The following is a 16863-nucleotide window of genomic DNA, read 5'->3' as shown; positions in this document are numbered from 1 at the left end:
GCGGATATTCATGAGTTAGGGCAGGGGATTAATGCCGTCTATATCAAAGATTTCCATGACTTCCTCCCCCATAACCTTCCGAAAAAGAGATAATTCTTGATTTAAATCAAGAGATAGAGCTTTTGCCTCTTTTATACTGTCATCATTAAAAGCCTAAAGGAATAGCTATGATTTTAGAATTTATGAGAGACGATCACCGCGCATGCGACCATTACTACACCGAAGCGGAGAATGCGTTGTCGGCAAAAAAAACAGAGGAAGCCAAAGAGCTTTTTGATCTATTTTATCGCGCTACGAACCACCATTTCGATATGGAGGAGCGTGAACTCTTTATCACCTTTGAAAAACGGACGGGGATGATGGGGGGGCCGACGCAGATGATGCGTTACGAGCACCAACAGCTTCGAAGTCTTCTCGAATCGATGCGTTTAGCGTTGAGTGAAAATCGCTCGGATGATTTTTTCGGAATCGGTGAATCGATGATGATTATGCTCCAGCAGCACAATATGAAAGAGGAGCAGATGCTCTACCCTATGATCGATCGTGCATTGGGGAGCGATGGAGAGCTTATGATCCAAACCCTAAAGGATATGGATAAATGATTCTCCTCGACACTCGTGAATTTGATCACCCCGTTCCGCTGGAGATGGCGGTGGATGCATTCAAAAAACTTACGGGTGATGAGGTGATCCATATGATTCACCGACGTGAACCGATCCCCCTTTTTGAGATCATTGTGAAAAACGGCGGTCGATATCTCAGCGTCATGGAAACTGAAACTCTCTGGCATATCTATATCACCCGCAGTTCAACCCTAGAGTTGGAGCATACCCATGTATAACGGCCTCTCCCTCGATCAAGCCCCCCCTATCTCGGTCGTCTTGCGCTTTTTTCTCACGGTTCCCGTATTCGGGCTACTTCTTGCTTTGATTGTATTTTTTAATCCTCACGCTGTTTTAACACCAACCCATCCCCTCTCCCTAGCGGCTATCCATCTGATGTTTCTAGGGGTTATCTCTATGAGTATGTTCGGTGCACTGTTTCAGATGCAGAGCGTCTTGGGGGGACGTCCTATCCCCTCTGTTCTGGGGAATGCGGTTGTGATTCATCTGTTTTTGGTGATCGGGGTACTTTCCCTCTCGGGAGCATTTGTATTTGGAATCCCTGAACTTTTTGTGATTGCATCGATTTTTTTAGGCGGCTCGATCCTCTACTCGGCTAATCTTATCCTTCCTCTCCTTTTCGGCGGTACATCGCACGATACCCTTCGGGGGATGAGACTTGCCCTGATCGCCCTCTCTCTCACCGCCGTGTTGGGGATCGTTATGGCAAGCGAATATGCCAATCTCTCTTTTAGTGCCTTTCATGACGCGATCCGATCCGCACACTATTCACTGGGACTTATCGGGTGGATTGCCGTACTTATCGTAGCGGTAGCGTTTCAAGTGATCGAGATGTTCTATGTCTCCACACCCTACAGTAGCTGGTGCAAACGCAACGCCTTCAGGGTGATTGCCGTGTCACTCTTTTTGAAAATCATTTGGCTTTTCACGGCGCTCCCTTATGTCTGGGTGTTTGACCTTGTTATAGGGGCGTTATTGATCGGATTTGTCGTCACTACGGCAAAACGCTTAAAGATGCGAAAACGGCGTGTGAGTGATGTGAGTATATGGTTTTGGAGTTTGGGGATCATGTTGCTTTCATTGGCCGTTGCGGCGCATATCCTCTTTTTAGGGGCTGCGTATCCCCAATCTCAGAGTATTTCCCTCATCGCTTTTGCCCTCTTTGCGTTGGCTGTTATTTTAGGGATGATGGGGAAAATCGTCCCCTTTCTGGTCTGGTTTCATCTCAACTCTTCCGGGATCATGGATGCTCCGATTATGTCGAATATCATCCCTCAATCTCGTGCAAAAGGGGTTTTTACCCTTTTTCTCCTCACATCGCTCTCGGCACTTGGCGGGGTGTTCTTAATTGAGCTTTTTGTATTGAGCGGACTCACGGCAATGGGCATGTTTGCCCTCTTGCTCATTAACCTCGTAAAAGCGCTTCAACTCTACCGATATACCCTCACCCATGGGAAGCGGTTCGAGCCGCTTTCATAGAGGCGGGATCGTTATCTCGGTCTAAACCCGATTAACGTCATATCGTCCCGTCGAGGTTCACCCGCACGATACGCCTCTAATTCCATTTCGATATGTTTCATTTGCTCGTTCATGCTCAACCCTTGATTGTGCAAGATGATTTCGCCTAAGCGTTTTCGACCGAGCAACCTGCGAGGGGCTCCCCCCATATGATCGGGGATACCGTCGGTCAACATGTAAAAAGAGACCCCTTCATTGACGTGTACGGTATGGTTTTCAAACGATTTTTTAGGGCGTATACTTCGATATCCCAAACTTGCTCTCGTCGGTTTTATCTCATTTAACGTGCCGTTTTCGACATAGATAAGGGGGAGGTTCGCTCCGGCGTAGGTGATGGTGCTCGTATCGATGTCGTAGACGCAGATCGCACAATCAAGCCCGTCGTCCGAATCGGTGTCGGGATAATCTTGTCGCAGTTTCATCCGTACCCGCTCATCCACTTCATGCAGCAGCTCTGCGGGGTCGGCCATTTTCAGATCATGAAGGGCTCGATGGAGTGCCGCCGAAGCGACCATCGTCATAAAGGCTCCCGGTACACCGTGTCCGGTACAATCTATAACGACGATAAAACATTTATTCCCTATCTGCTCAATCCAAAAATAGTCCCCGCCGACGACATGAAGCGGTTCCCAGCAGACAAAAATATCCGCTATCGCACCATCCAATGCATGCTTATCGGGGAGCGAAGCCTCCTGAATTTTTCGGGCATATCCGATGCTCTCCATCACCAATGAATTGGCGTGATCGAGTTTAGCGTGAGCTTCATCGAGCGCTGCTTTCTCTTTTTGAAGGAGTAACTGCTGATGACGTACTTTACGCAACGAGGCGATGAGATGAACGACAAACGCAAGTGCTAGGGCAAGGAGAATCCAATATTTTTTGAGGACATCGATCAGACTGAATTTTCCGAGATCTTTATAGGGGCCCATTTTAAGTTCTCGGTAGAGTTCATGGACGGGATTGTAATCAGAGGGTACCGACCACCCCCGAATCTTTGCCGCTTTAGCCGCATCGCTCTCTTCGGGCATCTCCAGCAAAGCGACGGCTACCAGCTGCGCTAAATGATCGTCCGTGTTTTCGAGTTTGCTAAAGGGCCACTCCGGATAAAGACGGGTGCTGTAGAGATAGGGAAATTTTCCGGTCGTAACTTGCTTATTGATCACCTTGATATCGTTGAGGTCGATTTTCCCCTCGCTCGCCATCCGCTCCAAAATATCGGAACGAATTGCTCCGACATCCCCTTCGCCGTTCAATACGCCGAGAACGACCTTTTCGTGATCGCCGAGTGTCTTGACACTCATATCGCTCTCAGGGTCGATACCGACCGCCCTCATCTCCCGCAACTGCATCAGCCAGCCGCCGAAGGAGGATTTATCGACCGAAAGAAGGGTTTTCCCCTTCATATCCTGAAGCGTATGAATCGGGCTATCGGCTTTGGTCAAAAATACCCCGCCGAATCGGTTACACAAACACCCATCCGGCCCATGATTGGTGAGTGTCGCGATGCGGCTGATACCGTAGGTAGCTTCCAGTTCGATATATTGTCCCGTATTGACAACGACGAAATCGACCTGTTTTTCTCCGACGGCATTGTAAAGCTTTTTAAAATCGAGCGGTACCAGTTCAAAGCGATACTCAGGAACAGAGCGTGTCAGATACTCCATGGTCGGTTGCCACATTTTTCGAGCAACCTCTTCGCCACGGTGCGCCAATACCCCGATTTTAACCGTTTTTTCCGAGCCAAAAACCGTGCCCATCAACAGTGACATCAGAAAAACGGCGCTAACTATCCTTTTTATAAACAATAACATGATTCCTCCCCGCCCCTTTTGCCTCATAAAGTGCACTGTCCGCTTTGGAGAGTGCGTGTTCAAACGAATGATCCTCTTGGGTGAATTCATACAGACCTATACTCACGGTAAGGGGAAAAGCAAGAGAAGATTCATCCCGAAAAAGGGTGCTTTCGGCTACATTTTTACGAATCCGTTCCGCTACCTCATACCCTGTGTCTTTGGTGGTATCGGGCATAATGACCACAAACTCTTCCCCTCCGATACGCCCTATTGTATCTGTCGTACGAATCGTCCCTTTGCACACACCGCTAAAATATTTCAGTACGTTATCGCCCACACCGTGTCCGTGGGTATCATTAATTTTTTTGAAGTAGTCGATATCGATCATTAAAATACACAGAGAACTATCTGATCTCTGAAATCGTTTCAACTCATTTTTTCCGAATTCGAGGAGCTGACGTCTCGTGTAGACCCCCGTTAGAGAATCGATCATAGCGATCGCACGCAATTCGTCTTCGAGAAGTTTTTTTTCTTTGATCTCTTCTTGCAGTGCACGGTTAAGCCCTTCGAGCTTTTGTGCCTGATCTTCCAGCTTTTCATTCGCATTCTGCAATTCCACCGTCATGTGTCGCAACTGCTCTTGCTGTCGGTCACTGAGGCGAATGAGTCGCTGTTGCTCTCTATAACTTCGGCGGTATCCTGAAGCAAGACTCTTCATATTTTCATGGACAAGCTTTGCATGCGCATCGAAGTTGTTTGCTAAATCTTCGGCCTGCTTTATTACCTTCTCTTCATTATCGAAAATAGTAAAATCGCTGTTTTGTCTCTCTTTTTGCATGACTTAGTTTACTACGCATAGATTGAATGTTGCATGTTCCATATCGGAGGCAAAATCTTCGCCGAACTCCTGCATCGTATCGTCGTCTTCGTTGTAATGCCAGTTAATAACGGTTGTTTTGCTTTTATTTTCTGCGGCATCTTCCAACAATTGAAAAAGGTTCATCAAAACTTTTGCGCTTGAGCTGTTAAAATATTCAAATTCGACATCAAATACGATTGTTTTCTCAAACGGCCCGTCCAAAAATGCATCCATGGCTTTATGCAAAGGGCCGAAAAATGCCGATGCATCCTCGGGATAGGACTCACCTTTAAAACTAAATATTCCGTTTTCAAAGTCGAAAATAACGGACGGAGTTCTCTCTGTCGCTTCTCGAATAATTTTTTCCATTCGTACTCCTCTCTTAAATATAGGCTTTTAGACAAAAAAACGAACGCTCTTCGTCTATCTTTTCGAAATCAAACTCGATCGGTTCGCTCGATCTTCGAGCGATTTCAATGAGTCCTATTGTCGCCCCTTTGCTCTGTGCCTCAGGCTCTTCGCGGAGTTTCTCTTTGTAATACGCTTTTAACCCCTCTTTATCCATTGTCTTCAAAATTTCCAACCGCTCTTTCAGCAGAGGAACATCGGCAGTACTGACCGTATTCGAACAGACGATAAAAAATTTCTCCAAGTCGTGACCGACGGTAATCGTTCCGCTTCCCAATGCTACCTTTTTCCCAAAATCTCCCTCTATTCTATCGGAGGAATAGCGGATAACATTTTGAACCTGTTCGACAAAAACGGAAAATACTTTTTTCGCCGTATTCGTATCGGTTTCGTCGAGAGTCATTTTTTGTTTTAATGCTTCGCCGAGCGAAAACAAAATCCCCTCTGACACAAAACCGCTGAAAGAGACGATGATCCCTTTCGCATCCAAAGATTGTTTAAATCCATAATATTCTCTTGCCAGCATAGATAAACCTTTATATAACGACTTTTCCAGATTATTTTGCACCTAAAATCAACACGGGATAGGGGCAAAAACACGACTATATCTTTTCAAAATTATTAATACGTAGCATATACTCTCAAAGTCTCATACGTATCGCATTAAAAATAATATTTTGCGATATGTTTACGACACAAATAGAAAGAGGGGATTGAAAAAATATAACTGAAATAGTAACCAATTATCCGTCACGTTTCGGTCACGTTGTAATAAAGAGTGAAAGGGTTAAAGGGGATTTTTTCGCCGTAACGCTATAATAGACTTAAATTGTGCGATGGGATGGTGATATGGACCCGTTATTTATTCAAAACAGCGTCCTCTCTTTGATTTTAGGTTTTTTGATCGGTTTACAGAGGGAGATGCACACGATATATTCGCATAAGGTTCAAGATTTCGGAGGGGCTAGAACCTTTTCGATGATTGCCCTCTTTGGATACCTGTCTGCTTGGAGCACTACCTTTTTCCCCTATTTTTTCCTTATTGCATCGGTCATGATGGGATTGCTGCTCATCGCCGCGTATGTTGTTAACAGTGTCTCTATCGCTGAAAAAGGGGCAACAACCGAATTCGCCGCACTTGTTACTTTTGTTATCGGAGGGATGCTCAGCTTTTCTCTCCCCATCTTTGCCGTATTTATCACGATCATTGTTTTGTTTGTCCTCAACATCAAAGATACGGTAAAAGAGTACGAGCAGACCATTACCAAAAAAGACCTCAGTGCCGCGATCTTGTTTTTGATTATGACCTTCGTCATCCTCCCCATTCTCCCGGATAGGGCGATCGACCCGATGGGGCTTGTCAATCTGTACCGTATCTGGATTATGGTTGTTTTGGTCGCGGGGATCTCTTATTTCGGTTACATCGCGATCCGTATTTTAGGCTCTACTCACGGTATCGGGGCGGCGGGGCTTTTCGGCGGTTTGGTATCTTCAACGGCAGTGGCAATGAGTATGGCTCGACGTGTTCATGAAAACGGTTTGTTAGCAAAAAATCTCGCACTCGGGATTGCGTTGGCCTCTTCTATGATGCTTATCCGTGCCGGAATCGAGATGTGGGTGATCAACCCTTCCATAACACGTGCTTTCCTGATCCCGATTGCGGTGGGAACCGTTGCGGGATATGGCTATATCGCCATGCTCTATTTCACCTCAAAAAAAGAAGATATCCCCCAAGATATCGAATTCAAAAATCCGTTTGATCTTAAAGAAGCGTTGATTATGGGGTTGGTATTCGGCACGACACTCGCCCTCATAAGCTTATCCAACCGCTATATCGGCGATACGGGGGTTTATGCGGTCGCATTGCTCTCAGGGGTAGCCGATGTGGATGCGATCATATTGTCACTCTCCTCGTTGGCCAAAAACGGCCTTAACCCTATCACGGCGCATTACGCTATTTTGATTGCGATCATCAGTAATACCGTTGCAAAAGCGGCATTGGTTCTCTTTTTTGGAAATATTAGCCTTTTCAGATTTGTCGTGAGCTATTATCTGATTTCGGTCGGGGCATTTACGGCAACGGCGCTAATGCTGGTATAACGAGTGTAACGATTAATTTTTTTCAGATACGATGTCATACCAAATCAACAAGGAACAGCAATGTTTGTAGACTATTTTTTCTCTTTCGGCCTCTATTTCGTAACGGCAATGGCGGTTTTCGGAATCTTCCTTTTTCTCTACGCGAAAGTCACCCCTTATGATGACTATAAAATGATTTTTGAAGAGAACAACACCGCCTCGGCACTCGGTCTCGGCGGAGCGCTTTTAGGGTTGTCTATCCCTCTCTACAGTGCGCTGGTTCACTCGGTTTCGTATGATGATTTTGCGATGTGGGCAGTGGTTGCTATGGCTATCCAGCTTATTTTCGCGTTCATCCTTACCCGTTTAGGCGGCAAGTTTTCGGTTAAAAACCATATCAATGCCGGCGATGTTTCGGTAGGTGTTTTAATGGCGTTTCTCTCTATCTCCATCGGATTGATCAATGCAGGATCGATGAGCTATTGAAAATGTCCAAAAGTGTTAAAGCGGCATTAATCGCAAACGGGATTATCGCGAGCGCTAAAGGGGTTGCGGCATTTTTTACGGGGTCGGCTTCTATGATGGCGGAAGCGATTCACAGTACCGCCGATTGCGGAAATCAGGCACTCGTCCTAGTAGGACAGCGACAAGCGGCGCGAGGGAGATCGGAAGCGCACTCTTTCGGTCAAGGGAAAGCCAACTTTTTTTGGTCATTTGTCGTTGCCGTCGTATTGTTTTTATTGGGCGGATTGTTTTCGGTATACGAGGGGATTCATAAAATCATGCACCCTGAACCGATCGAAAATCCATGGCTTATTGTAGGGATTATTATACTCGCGGTCACCTTAGAGGGTGGAGCGCTAAAAGTGGCACTCAAAGAGAGCGGCACCAAGCTCAAAGATATATTTAAAACCATTAAAAAAAGCTCTTCATCCCATATCCTTGTCGTTCTTATCGAAGATTCAGGGGCATTATTAGGACTTTTTATCCTCTCTATCGGTCTTCTCCTCTCTTTGTACGTCGATCCTATTTTTGACGGTATTGCCGCTTTGATGATCGGTATTTTACTCCTCTCCCTCTCGACCGTTTTATTTATCGAGCTGAAAAAACTGATTATCGGCGAGAGTTTAGATCGGGAGACGATCCGAGAGATCAAAAACCTTGTCAAAGAAGAATCCAATGTACTGGTTCATATTAATTCCGTGCGCAGTATGTTTATCGGTTCCGAAGAGGTGTTGCTCGTTATCTCGATGAATGTTAAAGATGACAAACTAGGGTATGAGATTGAGCAGGATATAAAAGAATTAAAATATAAAATACAAAAGCGATTCAAAGAGCATAAGCTTCATATCTATGTGGATGTATTTGAGTTTTAGATTTTTTAGCCTTATCCCTAATCGAGAAAAAATGATTCAATACTCTGTACTTTGATCGTTTTGTTCTCTACGATAATTGTCTCATTGGTGTCATAGGTAACTAAAACGCTTTCGTTCACCGCAAACTCTTTCATATAGTATTCTAGTGCGTCAATTTCACGTTTACGTGTTTTTTCATCTTGAATCGTATACGACACTTGATAAAGTTGATCCCTGACATAAAAATCACACTCTTTATTTTCTAGCAAATAGGTCACATCCTCTGAACTCCAATGATTGCATACGGCATTTTCCAGTGTTGATCCCATATTGCGCTCAGAACTCATCCCAAGATTTAAAAAACCATTATCCGACATATACACTTTTTTAGCGGAATTGATTTGAGCCGTTAACTTCGTGTGATATTTAGGGATTCGACGGATTAAAAAATTATCCTCAAAATAATCCACATACTCCTTGACCGTTTTAGGGTCCATAGAGAGTTTTTTAGCCAAAGAAGCATAGTTGAGAGTCGTCGCGGCATTTGAAGCAATATAGTAGAATAGATCACGAATAGCGGCACTGTTTTTAACACTGAAGCGAGGAACGATGTCTTTGAGGATGATATCTTCAGCGATATTTTTAAGTAGCTCTTTTTTTAATATCTCATCATCATTGGAAAATACAGAGTAATATCCGCCCCAGCGAAGGTACTCATCTACGGCGCGCTTAATTGTGATCTTATTCCTCGTGATAGCTAGACGATTGGAAACATCGATCTCTTTATAGGCTAAAAATTCACGAAAATTAAAAGAAGTTAGTGACAGTTTAAGAACCCTACCCGTTAATACCGTCGCATAAGTAGAGGTAAGAAGCGATGAGTTTGAACCCGTTACGATAAATTTGATAGTACTGTTTTCATAGCGGGATTTTACAAACACTTCCCAGTTAGTAAATATCTGCACTTCATCGAGAAAAACATAAATCTTTTCCTCCATATTCGGTTGTGCCAATTTGAGATACGCTTCATAAATCGTTTCGAGATACGAAGGGTCATTTTTATAGGGGATAAAGGCAGGTTTTTCCAGATTGATAAAAAAGATGTTTTTAGGCGATACCCTTGTTAGCAGTTCTTTTATCATTAGCCGTGCCAATGAACTTTTTCCTACCCTACGTGCTCCTACGATAGCCACAACCTCTTTAGCGCTCAGGTAACGCAATGCGCTCTCAAGTTGTTCACGGGAGGTATATCCATCATACGACGTAGGATTAACCCAATGAGGATTGTCTTCTAAAAGAATTGATTCCATTTATAATCCACCTTTTATGGAATGTATTCCATTACTATAGCATATTTATTTCATAGTTCCTATAAGTATATTGATAAAATTTGTTATACAGTGAGATTAAAAAGGGTAGAATTTATGTAAATATCGTAAATAAGTGGTTTGAGAATGAGTGTGTATATATGGCGGACAGCTAGAGATTCGAACTCTAGGTAGGTTGCCCTACACACGCGTTCCAGGCGTGCGCCATCGACCACTCGGCCAGCTGTCCATTTTTGAGAGATTGAAATTGTACCAAAGATAGCTTAAGGGTTACCCTCTTAAAAGCCGTAACGATCCCTCGGCGGTTTTTTCCGTGCTTGTTCACTATTCCATCGGGTGTTGATATGCTTGAGCCATGCTAAGAAAATACCGGTAATCGCCAGTACCGCGCACACTTCATACCCGATAGCCCAAATAATGAAAAAAGAGGCGAGATTAAACTCTAAAAAGTATTCATAATTTGCTTTGGCAACGAATAAAAATAAAAATGTTAATCCTGCTAAATAAGGCAGAATGAGGATATAAAGACTTAGAACAATACCCTCATACCCCTCAGGAGAAAAGACGAAATCGCGATAATCAAGCGATTGGTTAAAAAAATCGTCTTCTTGCTGGCGGCGTGTTTTAATATTCTCTTTTTGATAAACTTTTGCACTGTCGCGTGCGGTATCGCTGATCAGTGAAGCGTTCATCCGTTTTTCAATATTTTTATCCATTGTAAAATACCTTAGGTGTGATCGTAAATTATAGCTGTTTTTTCTGGATAGATTGTTAGATTATTAGAAATAGTGAGATAATCAAAAATAATAGGTAACCAAAACACGAAGGAGGAGTGTTTCGGTCAAACTATCGAAGGAGAATCGAAACACCATTGTAGAAAAGAAGTGTTAATTTTGTGTAAAGAGTCACGATATAATGACACAACATTATTCTAAAAGGGTTATCGTGCTCCCAAATCAACGTTTTTATTCTATCAGTGATGATTTCCGCTCCCCTTATGCCCGCGATCGGGATCGTATTATCCATTCGGGAAGTTTTCGCCGTCTTGAGTATAAAACGCAGGTGTTTTTGAATTCTCAGGGGGATTTTTTTCGTACCCGCCTCACCCACAGCATCGAAGTGAGCCAAATCGCCCGCTCTATTGCCTCTCATTTGGGACTTGAAGAATCACTAGCCGAGAGCATCGCCCTCTCTCATGATTTGGGTCATACCCCTTTTGGCCATATCGGAGGGGATACCTTAGATGAATGCCTAAAAGATAGGGGGTTTGAGAGCGGATTTGAGCACAACTTCCAAAGCTTTCGAGTCGTCACCAAGCTCGAACAGCGTTACAAAGCATTTTTGGGTCTGAATCTCACCTATGCGACGTTGGAGGGGATACTAAAACACTCGTATCCCTATAACAAACCGTTTTTACCCGAAGAGATACGAGACGCGTTTGCCCTCGATACCCATCCCAGCATCGAAGCGATGATTGTCGATCGTGCCGATGAGATCGCCTATATCAGCCACGATATTGATGACGGAGTCGCTTCGGGATTGATTAGCTTTGAAACTCTCCAATCCTCCGAACTGATTCAGACGATTTTGAAAAAAGTGTACGAGGAGGGGATTCATGAGGATGAAGATGAGATGTTTCGTTACCGCTTCAGCTCCCACCTTATTAACCATCTTGTCTACTCGCTTTTGGAACACTCTCGTGATAAAATCGATAACAGCCGTGTGTTAGCATCGGTTATACCTGCCTCCGAGCCGATAGTGATCGGGTTTGAACCGGAGTTGGAGACGCAGATCAAAAAACTCAAAAAGCTTCTTTACCAAGAGCTCTATCAACACAAACACATAATGCGTAAAATGTTTGCGGGAAAACAGGCGATTATCGGGCTGTTTAATGCGTTGATGGAAGAGCCGAAGATGTTGCCCCGTTATTATTTGGAGCAGTGTGAACGACGCAATACCCACCGTGTTATCAGTGATTATATCGCGAGTATGTCGGATCGCTACGCGATGAAACTTTATAATGAATTGTATGGGAGAGAGGGGTGAAAATTTGCGGTCGAAAATTGCGACCGCAAATCGGAATAAATTTTTAAACGAGCACTGCTTCGCGTTTACCCGCTTCGAGATGACCGATAACGTATCCGTCTGTTGCGGCGAGGACATCGGCAACGTCCGCTTCTTTCACGACGAGGATCATTCCGACCCCCATGTTAAATGCACGGAACATCTCGGCACGCTCAACGTGCTGACCGATGAGTTCGAAGATGGGGAGAACACGGATAGAGGATTCCGTGATAACGGCACGTAACCCCTCAGGGAGGACGCGAGGGAAGTTTTCGACGATTCCGCCACCCGTGATGTGGGCGAGGGCTTGGATTTTATCTTTGAGCGCTTTGAATGTTTTGACGTAGATGCGTGTCGGCGTCAAAAGAGTTTCGATCAAAGGTTTTCCGTCGAATTGATCTTCAAACTTCATCCCCATTTTTTCAAACAACACTTTACGTGCCAATGAGAATCCGTTCGAGTGGAGTCCTGAACTCGGCAATGCGATAAGAATATCTCCTGCTTCTACTTTATCAGAGCGGTCGAGTTCGCTTTTTTCGCCGATACCGACGGCAAATCCTGCCAAATCGTAATCATCGCTATGGTACATCCCCGGCATCTCCGCCGTTTCACCGCCGATGAGGGCGCATTCCGCTTGACGGCACCCCTCCGCGATTCCGCTGACAACGGCTGTTGCGGCAGTGACATCGAGTTTTCCGGTTGCGTAATAATCGAGGAAAAATGAGGGGGTTCCGAAGTTACAGATCAAATCATTGACACACATCGCGACCAAATCGATTCCGACCGTGTTGTGAATACCCGAATCGATAGCGAGTTTGAGTTTTGTACCGACCCCGTCCGTTGCCGCGAGCATGACCGGCTCACGGTACCCTTTTGGAAGCTCAAATGCCCCTGCGAATGAACCGATTCCGCCGAGAACACCGGGAATAGCTGTTGATTTAACAAGTGGTTTGATGTTTTCGACAAAACTGTTACCCGCGTCGATATCGACACCGGCATCTTTGTAGCTGATTTGGCTCATGGGATTCCTCACCTTAAATAGTGAGGAAATTATAACGCAAGAGTGGTTAGGAAAAATTTAGGGGATTAATCTTTTTGAGGACATTTGCCGAAAACTTTTTTGAAAACCCATAACGAAGGGCAGAAATCAAACAAAGCCCATACGATAACCATCACGATAACGAGAGTTTGAAGAAGCATAGCATAGAGCATTTGACCATCGGCAAATAAGAACATAGCGACCGTTAAGACGATTGCCATCAAAAAACGTTGAATTTTTTCAGCACACATCAGTACTCCTTGGTTTTAATAGAAATAATTGGATAAAATTATAGCTAAAGAGGGCGGGTTAACCTTTAACCTCCGAGTATAAATGGAATATTCAAACCGTTTTAATCTCCGCGTGTTACAATCGCTGAAAAATTCCCCATATAAATGAGAAGAGAAGCACTTAATGAAAACATTTATTACCCCTGAAATGACGGTACACGTTGCGATGTGTACCCATAAAAATCCCCGTTCCGTTATGGTTCTCACTCCTCAGAGCGATCTCCTTAAAACGGAGATGGGACGTTACCGTGAAGCAGATGCAGCGTATGCAGGTACGGACGATCTTCTAGGAGCCTTGCGCGGCGGCAGTGACAAGAGTGTGGACGTGTTACTTTTGGATACGTTAAGTGATGATAGTGCGGTATTCGCGCATGTCAATCGAGTGTTAAAAGAGGATGCGCTGATGGTTTGCAGACATCCTGATTTGGATGATGTGGCAGGCAATACGAAACTCATGCAGATTTTAGGGAACTATTTTAAAATCATTATGCCCTATCACCTCGAAGACGGATCGACATTACTTCTATGTTCCAAAGAGTACCATCCGACGGCGGATTTGATTTTACAGCGTAGCGATCTTCTCGAAGGGCACCACTATTACAACTGCGATATTCACATTGCCGCATTCGCGATGCCGCAGTATATCCGCAAAAATTATTTGGGCATTATCCGCAACTAATGGCGTTTGAGTATGCCATTGCACTCACAGGAGGAATAGCGACAGGGAAAAGTACTGTTGCCTCTTTATTGGGATTAAACGGTCTTCGTATCATCGACGCCGATACGATAGCCCACCGTATTTTGGACGAAAACGGTGCTTGGGTAGTTGAACGATTCGGGGATGAGTTTGTCAAAAATGGAAAAGTCGATCGGAGCGCATTGGGGAAAATAATTTTTGCCGATCCGGAAGCAAAAAAAGAGTTGGAAACTTTTCTCCATCCGAAAATCCGTACCGCTATCGAAGAGCAAAGCGAAAAACAAGATAAGCTCAAATATCCCTATCTGATTGATATTCCCCTGTTTTTCGAGACGTCGTCGTACCCGATCAAAAATTCCGTCGTCGTCTATACCCCCAAAGCATTGCAGTTGGAGCGGTTTATGAAACGTAACGGGTTTTCCCAAGAGGAGTCGTTACGCCGTATCGAGAGTCAGATGGACATCGATGAGAAAAAAGCACGCGCCACGTGGGTGATCGATAACTCCTCCAATCTCAAACACCTGCAGCGTGAGTGTGAGCAGTTTGTCGATACTATTAAATTACTCTATCCCGCTCCTAAGGTATAATTACCGTTATTATTAATCCAAAGGATTACCCCATGCTTCAAATCGCCAAGTACTGTGCCAGCGGTAACGATTTTGTTATTTTTCATGCCTTCCATGGAGCGGATCGTTCAGGCCTTGCCCGAACGCTTTGCGATCGTCAAAACGGTATCGGAGCCGATGGTCTGATTGTTCTGATCCCCCATGAGAGCCATGATTTTGAATGGGAATTTTACAATGCCGACGGTTCCACCGCGTCGATGTGCGGAAACGGAAGCCGCGCATGCGCCCATTATGCGAATCGTTTTGGATTAGCAGGTGAGAGTATGGAGTTCTTAACGGGTGCGGGACTGATCAAAGCTTCCATCGAGGGAGATATGGTTCAAAGTGACTTGACCCCTCCGCTTGTAATTAACGATGCCATTTTAGAGCATGAGATGCGATGGTGGCTGATCGATACGGGGGTTCCTCATCTGGTCACTTTTGATGCCGGTATGGAACATTTTGATATTGCAATGGCACGGGAGCTTCGTCACAAATACAATGCCAATGTGAACATCGCAACGGTGAATGCGGATGGAAGTATGCGGGTACGAACCTATGAACGGGGTGTTGAAGATGAGACGTTAGCATGCGGAACTGGGATGGCCGCGTGTTTTTATCGTGCATCGATTGAAGGATTGGTCGCGGATAATGCTCGCGTCTATCCGAAAAGCGGAGAGACGTTATATCTTGGACTCGAAGAGGGGACGATTACGTTCAAAGGGGAAGTCAAAGGGGTCTTCGAGACTTACTGGAGATTTTAAACGCCATCGGAACGCGTCCCGATTGGCTACGTTAACACTGGGTTTCACCCAAAGGGCACTTCGCCTTCGGCAGGAAGCCCAAAATCGCTTGCGATTTTTTTATAGTCCCGCTCTCTCCATAATCTGTGCCTGAGCATCTGCGATAAGAGGATCGATAATATCATCCATCAATCCCCCCTGCATAATCTCTTCAAGACGATAGAGGGTGAGGGTGATGCGGTGATCGGAGATACGGTTTTGAGGGTAGTTGTAGGTTCGGATACGCCCTGAACGATCTCCCGTTCCCACTTGCTCTTTACGCTCATTCATCTCTTTCTCTTTGGCCTCTTGCATCTGCATCTCATACAAACGGGCTTTGAGGATCTTCATCGCTTTATCTTTATTTTTATGTTGCGATTTTTCATCTTGGTTGTTGACGACGATACCGCTTGGGATATGGGTAATCCGTACGGCGGAGTCGGTCGTATTGACACTTTGTCCGCCGCATCCGCTTGAGCGCATTACGTCGATTTTCAGATCGCTTTCATTGATATTGATCTCGACATCATCCACTTCAGGCATCACGGCGACGGTAATGGCGGAGGTGTGAACCCGTCCTTGGGATTCCGTTGCAGGGACACGCTGAACACGGTGGGTTCCCGCTTCGTATTTAAGGCGTGAATAGACCTGCTCCCCTTTGATAAGGGCGATAATCTCTTTAAAGCCCCCTGCATCGGAGGGGCTGGTGCTCATGAGTTCGATTTTCCACCCCTTGACATCCGCATAACGGACATAGGCATTAAACAAATCGCCGACAAAAATCGCCGCTTCATCTCCCCCCGTACCGGCACGAAGTTCGATATAGATGTTCCGTTTATCATTAGGATCGGCAGGTATAAGTAGCTTTTTAATCTCATCTTCGAGAGGTGAAACCATCGGCTCCAACGTGCGTAACTCCTCTTTGGCAAGTTCTCCGAGTTCCGCATCAAACGCGAGCGATTTATTCTCTTCGATATCATCAAGAAGTTTTTTGTATTCGGTTGCTTTGGTGACAATCGCTTGGATTGCCGATTGTTCTTTCGAGAGATCGGTCATCCGTTTGATATCATTGCCGATATCTGGAGAACTGAGAAGTTCGGTCAATTCGTTGTAACGGTTGATAAAAGGGGTAAGTTTGTCGGATAACATGAGTGTGTCCTAAAAGAGGCGTTGTGAAAAATTAAAGAAGGTGAAGCTTGCCCTGAGGGCAAAACTTATGCTGCGATTTTGTTAACAGCGAGGTGAAGACGGCTAACTTTACGTGCAGCAGTCTCTTTTTTCAAGACACCTTTGCTGACATATTTATGAAGGTTAGCGTTAGCGATAACAAGAGCAGCTTTCGCTTCATCTTTGTTTCCGGCTTCAACGGCAGTGCGAACTGCTTTAACAATGTTTTTAATACGTGTACGATAGAATCGGTTAC

20 protein-coding genes and 1 tRNA gene are annotated in these 16863 nt (G+C 44.9%); 10 read left to right on the top strand and 11 right to left on the bottom strand.

Going from position 1 to position 16863, the window contains the following annotated elements; all coding sequences use genetic code 11:
* The first annotated feature begins 167 nt into the window (after positions 1-167).
* From A2517_RS05695 to A2517_RS05685, 3 genes are read left to right on the top strand one after another with little or no spacing between them, the layout of a single operon-like run.
* Positions 168-602 (top strand): hemerythrin domain-containing protein, encoded by a 435-nt coding sequence (locus tag A2517_RS05695; protein WP_294895008.1) that lies wholly within the window; start codon positions 168-170, stop codon positions 600-602.
* Positions 599-841: a DUF2249 domain-containing protein gene (locus A2517_RS05690; RefSeq protein ID WP_294895007.1), complete on the top strand. Its 243-nt coding sequence runs from the start codon at positions 599-601 to the stop codon at positions 839-841. Before A2517_RS05695 ends, A2517_RS05690 begins: the two co-directional genes overlap by 4 nt.
* The gene (locus A2517_RS05685; RefSeq protein WP_294895006.1) at positions 834-2102 is read left to right on the top strand and encodes a hypothetical protein; all 1269 of its coding nucleotides are present in this window, start codon (positions 834-836) and stop codon (positions 2100-2102) included. Before A2517_RS05690 ends, A2517_RS05685 begins: the two co-directional genes overlap by 8 nt.
* A gap of 11 nt (positions 2103-2113) precedes the next feature.
* Here A2517_RS05685 and A2517_RS05680 read toward each other — a convergent pair whose 3' ends face one another.
* The 4 genes from A2517_RS05680 to A2517_RS05665 are packed head-to-tail and all read right to left on the bottom strand — an operon-like array spanning position 2114 to position 5727.
* The gene (locus A2517_RS05680) at positions 2114-3910 is read right to left on the bottom strand and encodes a PhnD/SsuA/transferrin family substrate-binding protein (protein ID WP_294895005.1); all 1797 of its coding nucleotides are present in this window, start codon (positions 3908-3910) and stop codon (positions 2114-2116) included.
* Between the two features lie 13 nt (positions 3911-3923).
* Positions 3924-4772: a GGDEF domain-containing protein gene (locus A2517_RS05675; protein ID WP_294895004.1), complete on the bottom strand. Its 849-nt coding sequence runs from the start codon at positions 4770-4772 to the stop codon at positions 3924-3926.
* A 3-nt stretch (positions 4773-4775) separates the two neighbouring features.
* Positions 4776-5162 carry a DUF1987 domain-containing protein gene (locus A2517_RS05670; protein ID WP_294895003.1) on the bottom strand — a complete coding sequence of 129 codons (387 nt, stop codon included), beginning with the start codon at positions 5160-5162 and terminating at the stop codon, positions 4776-4778.
* 13 nt (positions 5163-5175) lie between these two features.
* Complete coding sequence (locus A2517_RS05665; protein WP_294895002.1) at positions 5176-5727, bottom strand: SiaB family protein kinase; 552 nt, start codon at positions 5725-5727, stop codon at positions 5176-5178.
* Between the two features lie 323 nt (positions 5728-6050).
* Here A2517_RS05665 and A2517_RS05660 point away from each other — a divergent pair, with 323 nt between their 5' ends.
* From A2517_RS05660 to A2517_RS05650, 3 genes are read left to right on the top strand one after another with little or no spacing between them, the layout of a single operon-like run.
* The gene (locus tag A2517_RS05660; RefSeq protein ID WP_294895001.1) at positions 6051-7301 is read left to right on the top strand and encodes an MgtC/SapB family protein; all 1251 of its coding nucleotides are present in this window, start codon (positions 6051-6053) and stop codon (positions 7299-7301) included.
* A gap of 60 nt (positions 7302-7361) precedes the next feature.
* Entirely contained in the window at positions 7362-7766 is a 405-nt protein-coding gene (locus A2517_RS05655; RefSeq protein WP_294894999.1) for a DUF350 domain-containing protein, read from the top strand.
* A 2-nt stretch (positions 7767-7768) separates the two neighbouring features.
* Complete coding sequence (locus tag A2517_RS05650) at positions 7769-8656, top strand: cation diffusion facilitator family transporter (RefSeq protein ID WP_294894997.1); 888 nt, start codon at positions 7769-7771, stop codon at positions 8654-8656.
* A 17-nt stretch (positions 8657-8673) separates the two neighbouring features.
* On the opposite strand, the gene A2517_RS05645 is transcribed toward A2517_RS05650, so the two are convergent.
* From A2517_RS05645 to A2517_RS05635, 3 genes are all read right to left on the bottom strand, one after another.
* Positions 8674-9945: an ATP-binding protein gene (locus A2517_RS05645; RefSeq protein WP_294894995.1), complete on the bottom strand. Its 1272-nt coding sequence runs from the start codon at positions 9943-9945 to the stop codon at positions 8674-8676.
* 159 nt (positions 9946-10104) lie between these two features.
* A tRNA-Ser gene (locus tag A2517_RS05640) sits at positions 10105-10192 on the bottom strand.
* 49 nt (positions 10193-10241) lie between these two features.
* Positions 10242-10679 carry a hypothetical protein gene (locus tag A2517_RS05635; RefSeq protein ID WP_294894993.1) on the bottom strand — a complete coding sequence of 146 codons (438 nt, stop codon included), beginning with the start codon at positions 10677-10679 and terminating at the stop codon, positions 10242-10244.
* A 229-nt stretch (positions 10680-10908) separates the two neighbouring features.
* On the opposite strand from A2517_RS05635, the gene A2517_RS05630 reads away from it, so the two are divergent.
* Positions 10909-12009, top strand: coding sequence for a deoxyguanosinetriphosphate triphosphohydrolase (locus tag A2517_RS05630; RefSeq protein WP_294894991.1), 1101 nt, complete (start codon positions 10909-10911; stop codon positions 12007-12009).
* Positions 12010-12052: 43 nt separating this feature from the next.
* Here the strand turns inward: A2517_RS05630 and purM are convergent, their stop codons facing one another.
* On the bottom strand, positions 12053-13048 hold the full coding sequence (gene purM / locus A2517_RS05625) for a phosphoribosylformylglycinamidine cyclo-ligase (protein ID WP_294894989.1): 996 nt from the start codon (positions 13046-13048) through the stop codon (positions 12053-12055).
* Positions 13049-13113: 65 nt separating this feature from the next.
* Entirely contained in the window at positions 13114-13317 is a 204-nt protein-coding gene (locus A2517_RS05620; protein ID WP_294894987.1) for a phosphoribosylaminoimidazole synthetase, read from the bottom strand.
* A 163-nt stretch (positions 13318-13480) separates the two neighbouring features.
* Between A2517_RS05620 and A2517_RS05615 the strand changes: the two genes are divergently transcribed.
* From A2517_RS05615 to dapF, 3 genes are read left to right on the top strand one after another with little or no spacing between them, the layout of a single operon-like run.
* On the top strand, positions 13481-14035 hold the full coding sequence (locus A2517_RS05615) for a spermidine synthase (RefSeq protein ID WP_294894985.1): 555 nt from the start codon (positions 13481-13483) through the stop codon (positions 14033-14035).
* The gene (gene coaE, locus A2517_RS05610) at positions 14035-14640 is read left to right on the top strand and encodes a dephospho-CoA kinase (protein WP_294894983.1); all 606 of its coding nucleotides are present in this window, start codon (positions 14035-14037) and stop codon (positions 14638-14640) included. The genes A2517_RS05615 and coaE overlap by 1 nt, the downstream gene beginning before the upstream one ends.
* A gap of 32 nt (positions 14641-14672) precedes the next feature.
* Positions 14673-15422 (top strand): diaminopimelate epimerase, encoded by a 750-nt coding sequence (gene dapF, locus A2517_RS05605; RefSeq protein ID WP_294894980.1) that lies wholly within the window; start codon positions 14673-14675, stop codon positions 15420-15422.
* Positions 15423-15521: 99 nt separating this feature from the next.
* On the opposite strand, the gene prfA is transcribed toward dapF, so the two are convergent.
* Positions 15522-16589, bottom strand: coding sequence for a peptide chain release factor 1 (prfA, locus tag A2517_RS05600; RefSeq protein ID WP_294894978.1), 1068 nt, complete (start codon positions 16587-16589; stop codon positions 15522-15524).
* 65 nt (positions 16590-16654) lie between these two features.
* Positions 16655-16863 (bottom strand): 30S ribosomal protein S20 (gene rpsT / locus A2517_RS05595; protein WP_294894976.1); only part of this gene is annotated, 209 nt, incomplete at its 5' end.

The organism is Sulfuricurvum sp. RIFOXYD12_FULL_44_77 (genome assembly GCF_001830725.1).
GTDB lineage: Bacteria > Campylobacterota > Campylobacteria > Campylobacterales > Sulfurimonadaceae > Sulfuricurvum > Sulfuricurvum kujiense_A.
The sequence above is the reverse complement of the archived record's forward strand: the minus strand, read 5'-3'. Positions and strand labels throughout refer to the sequence as shown.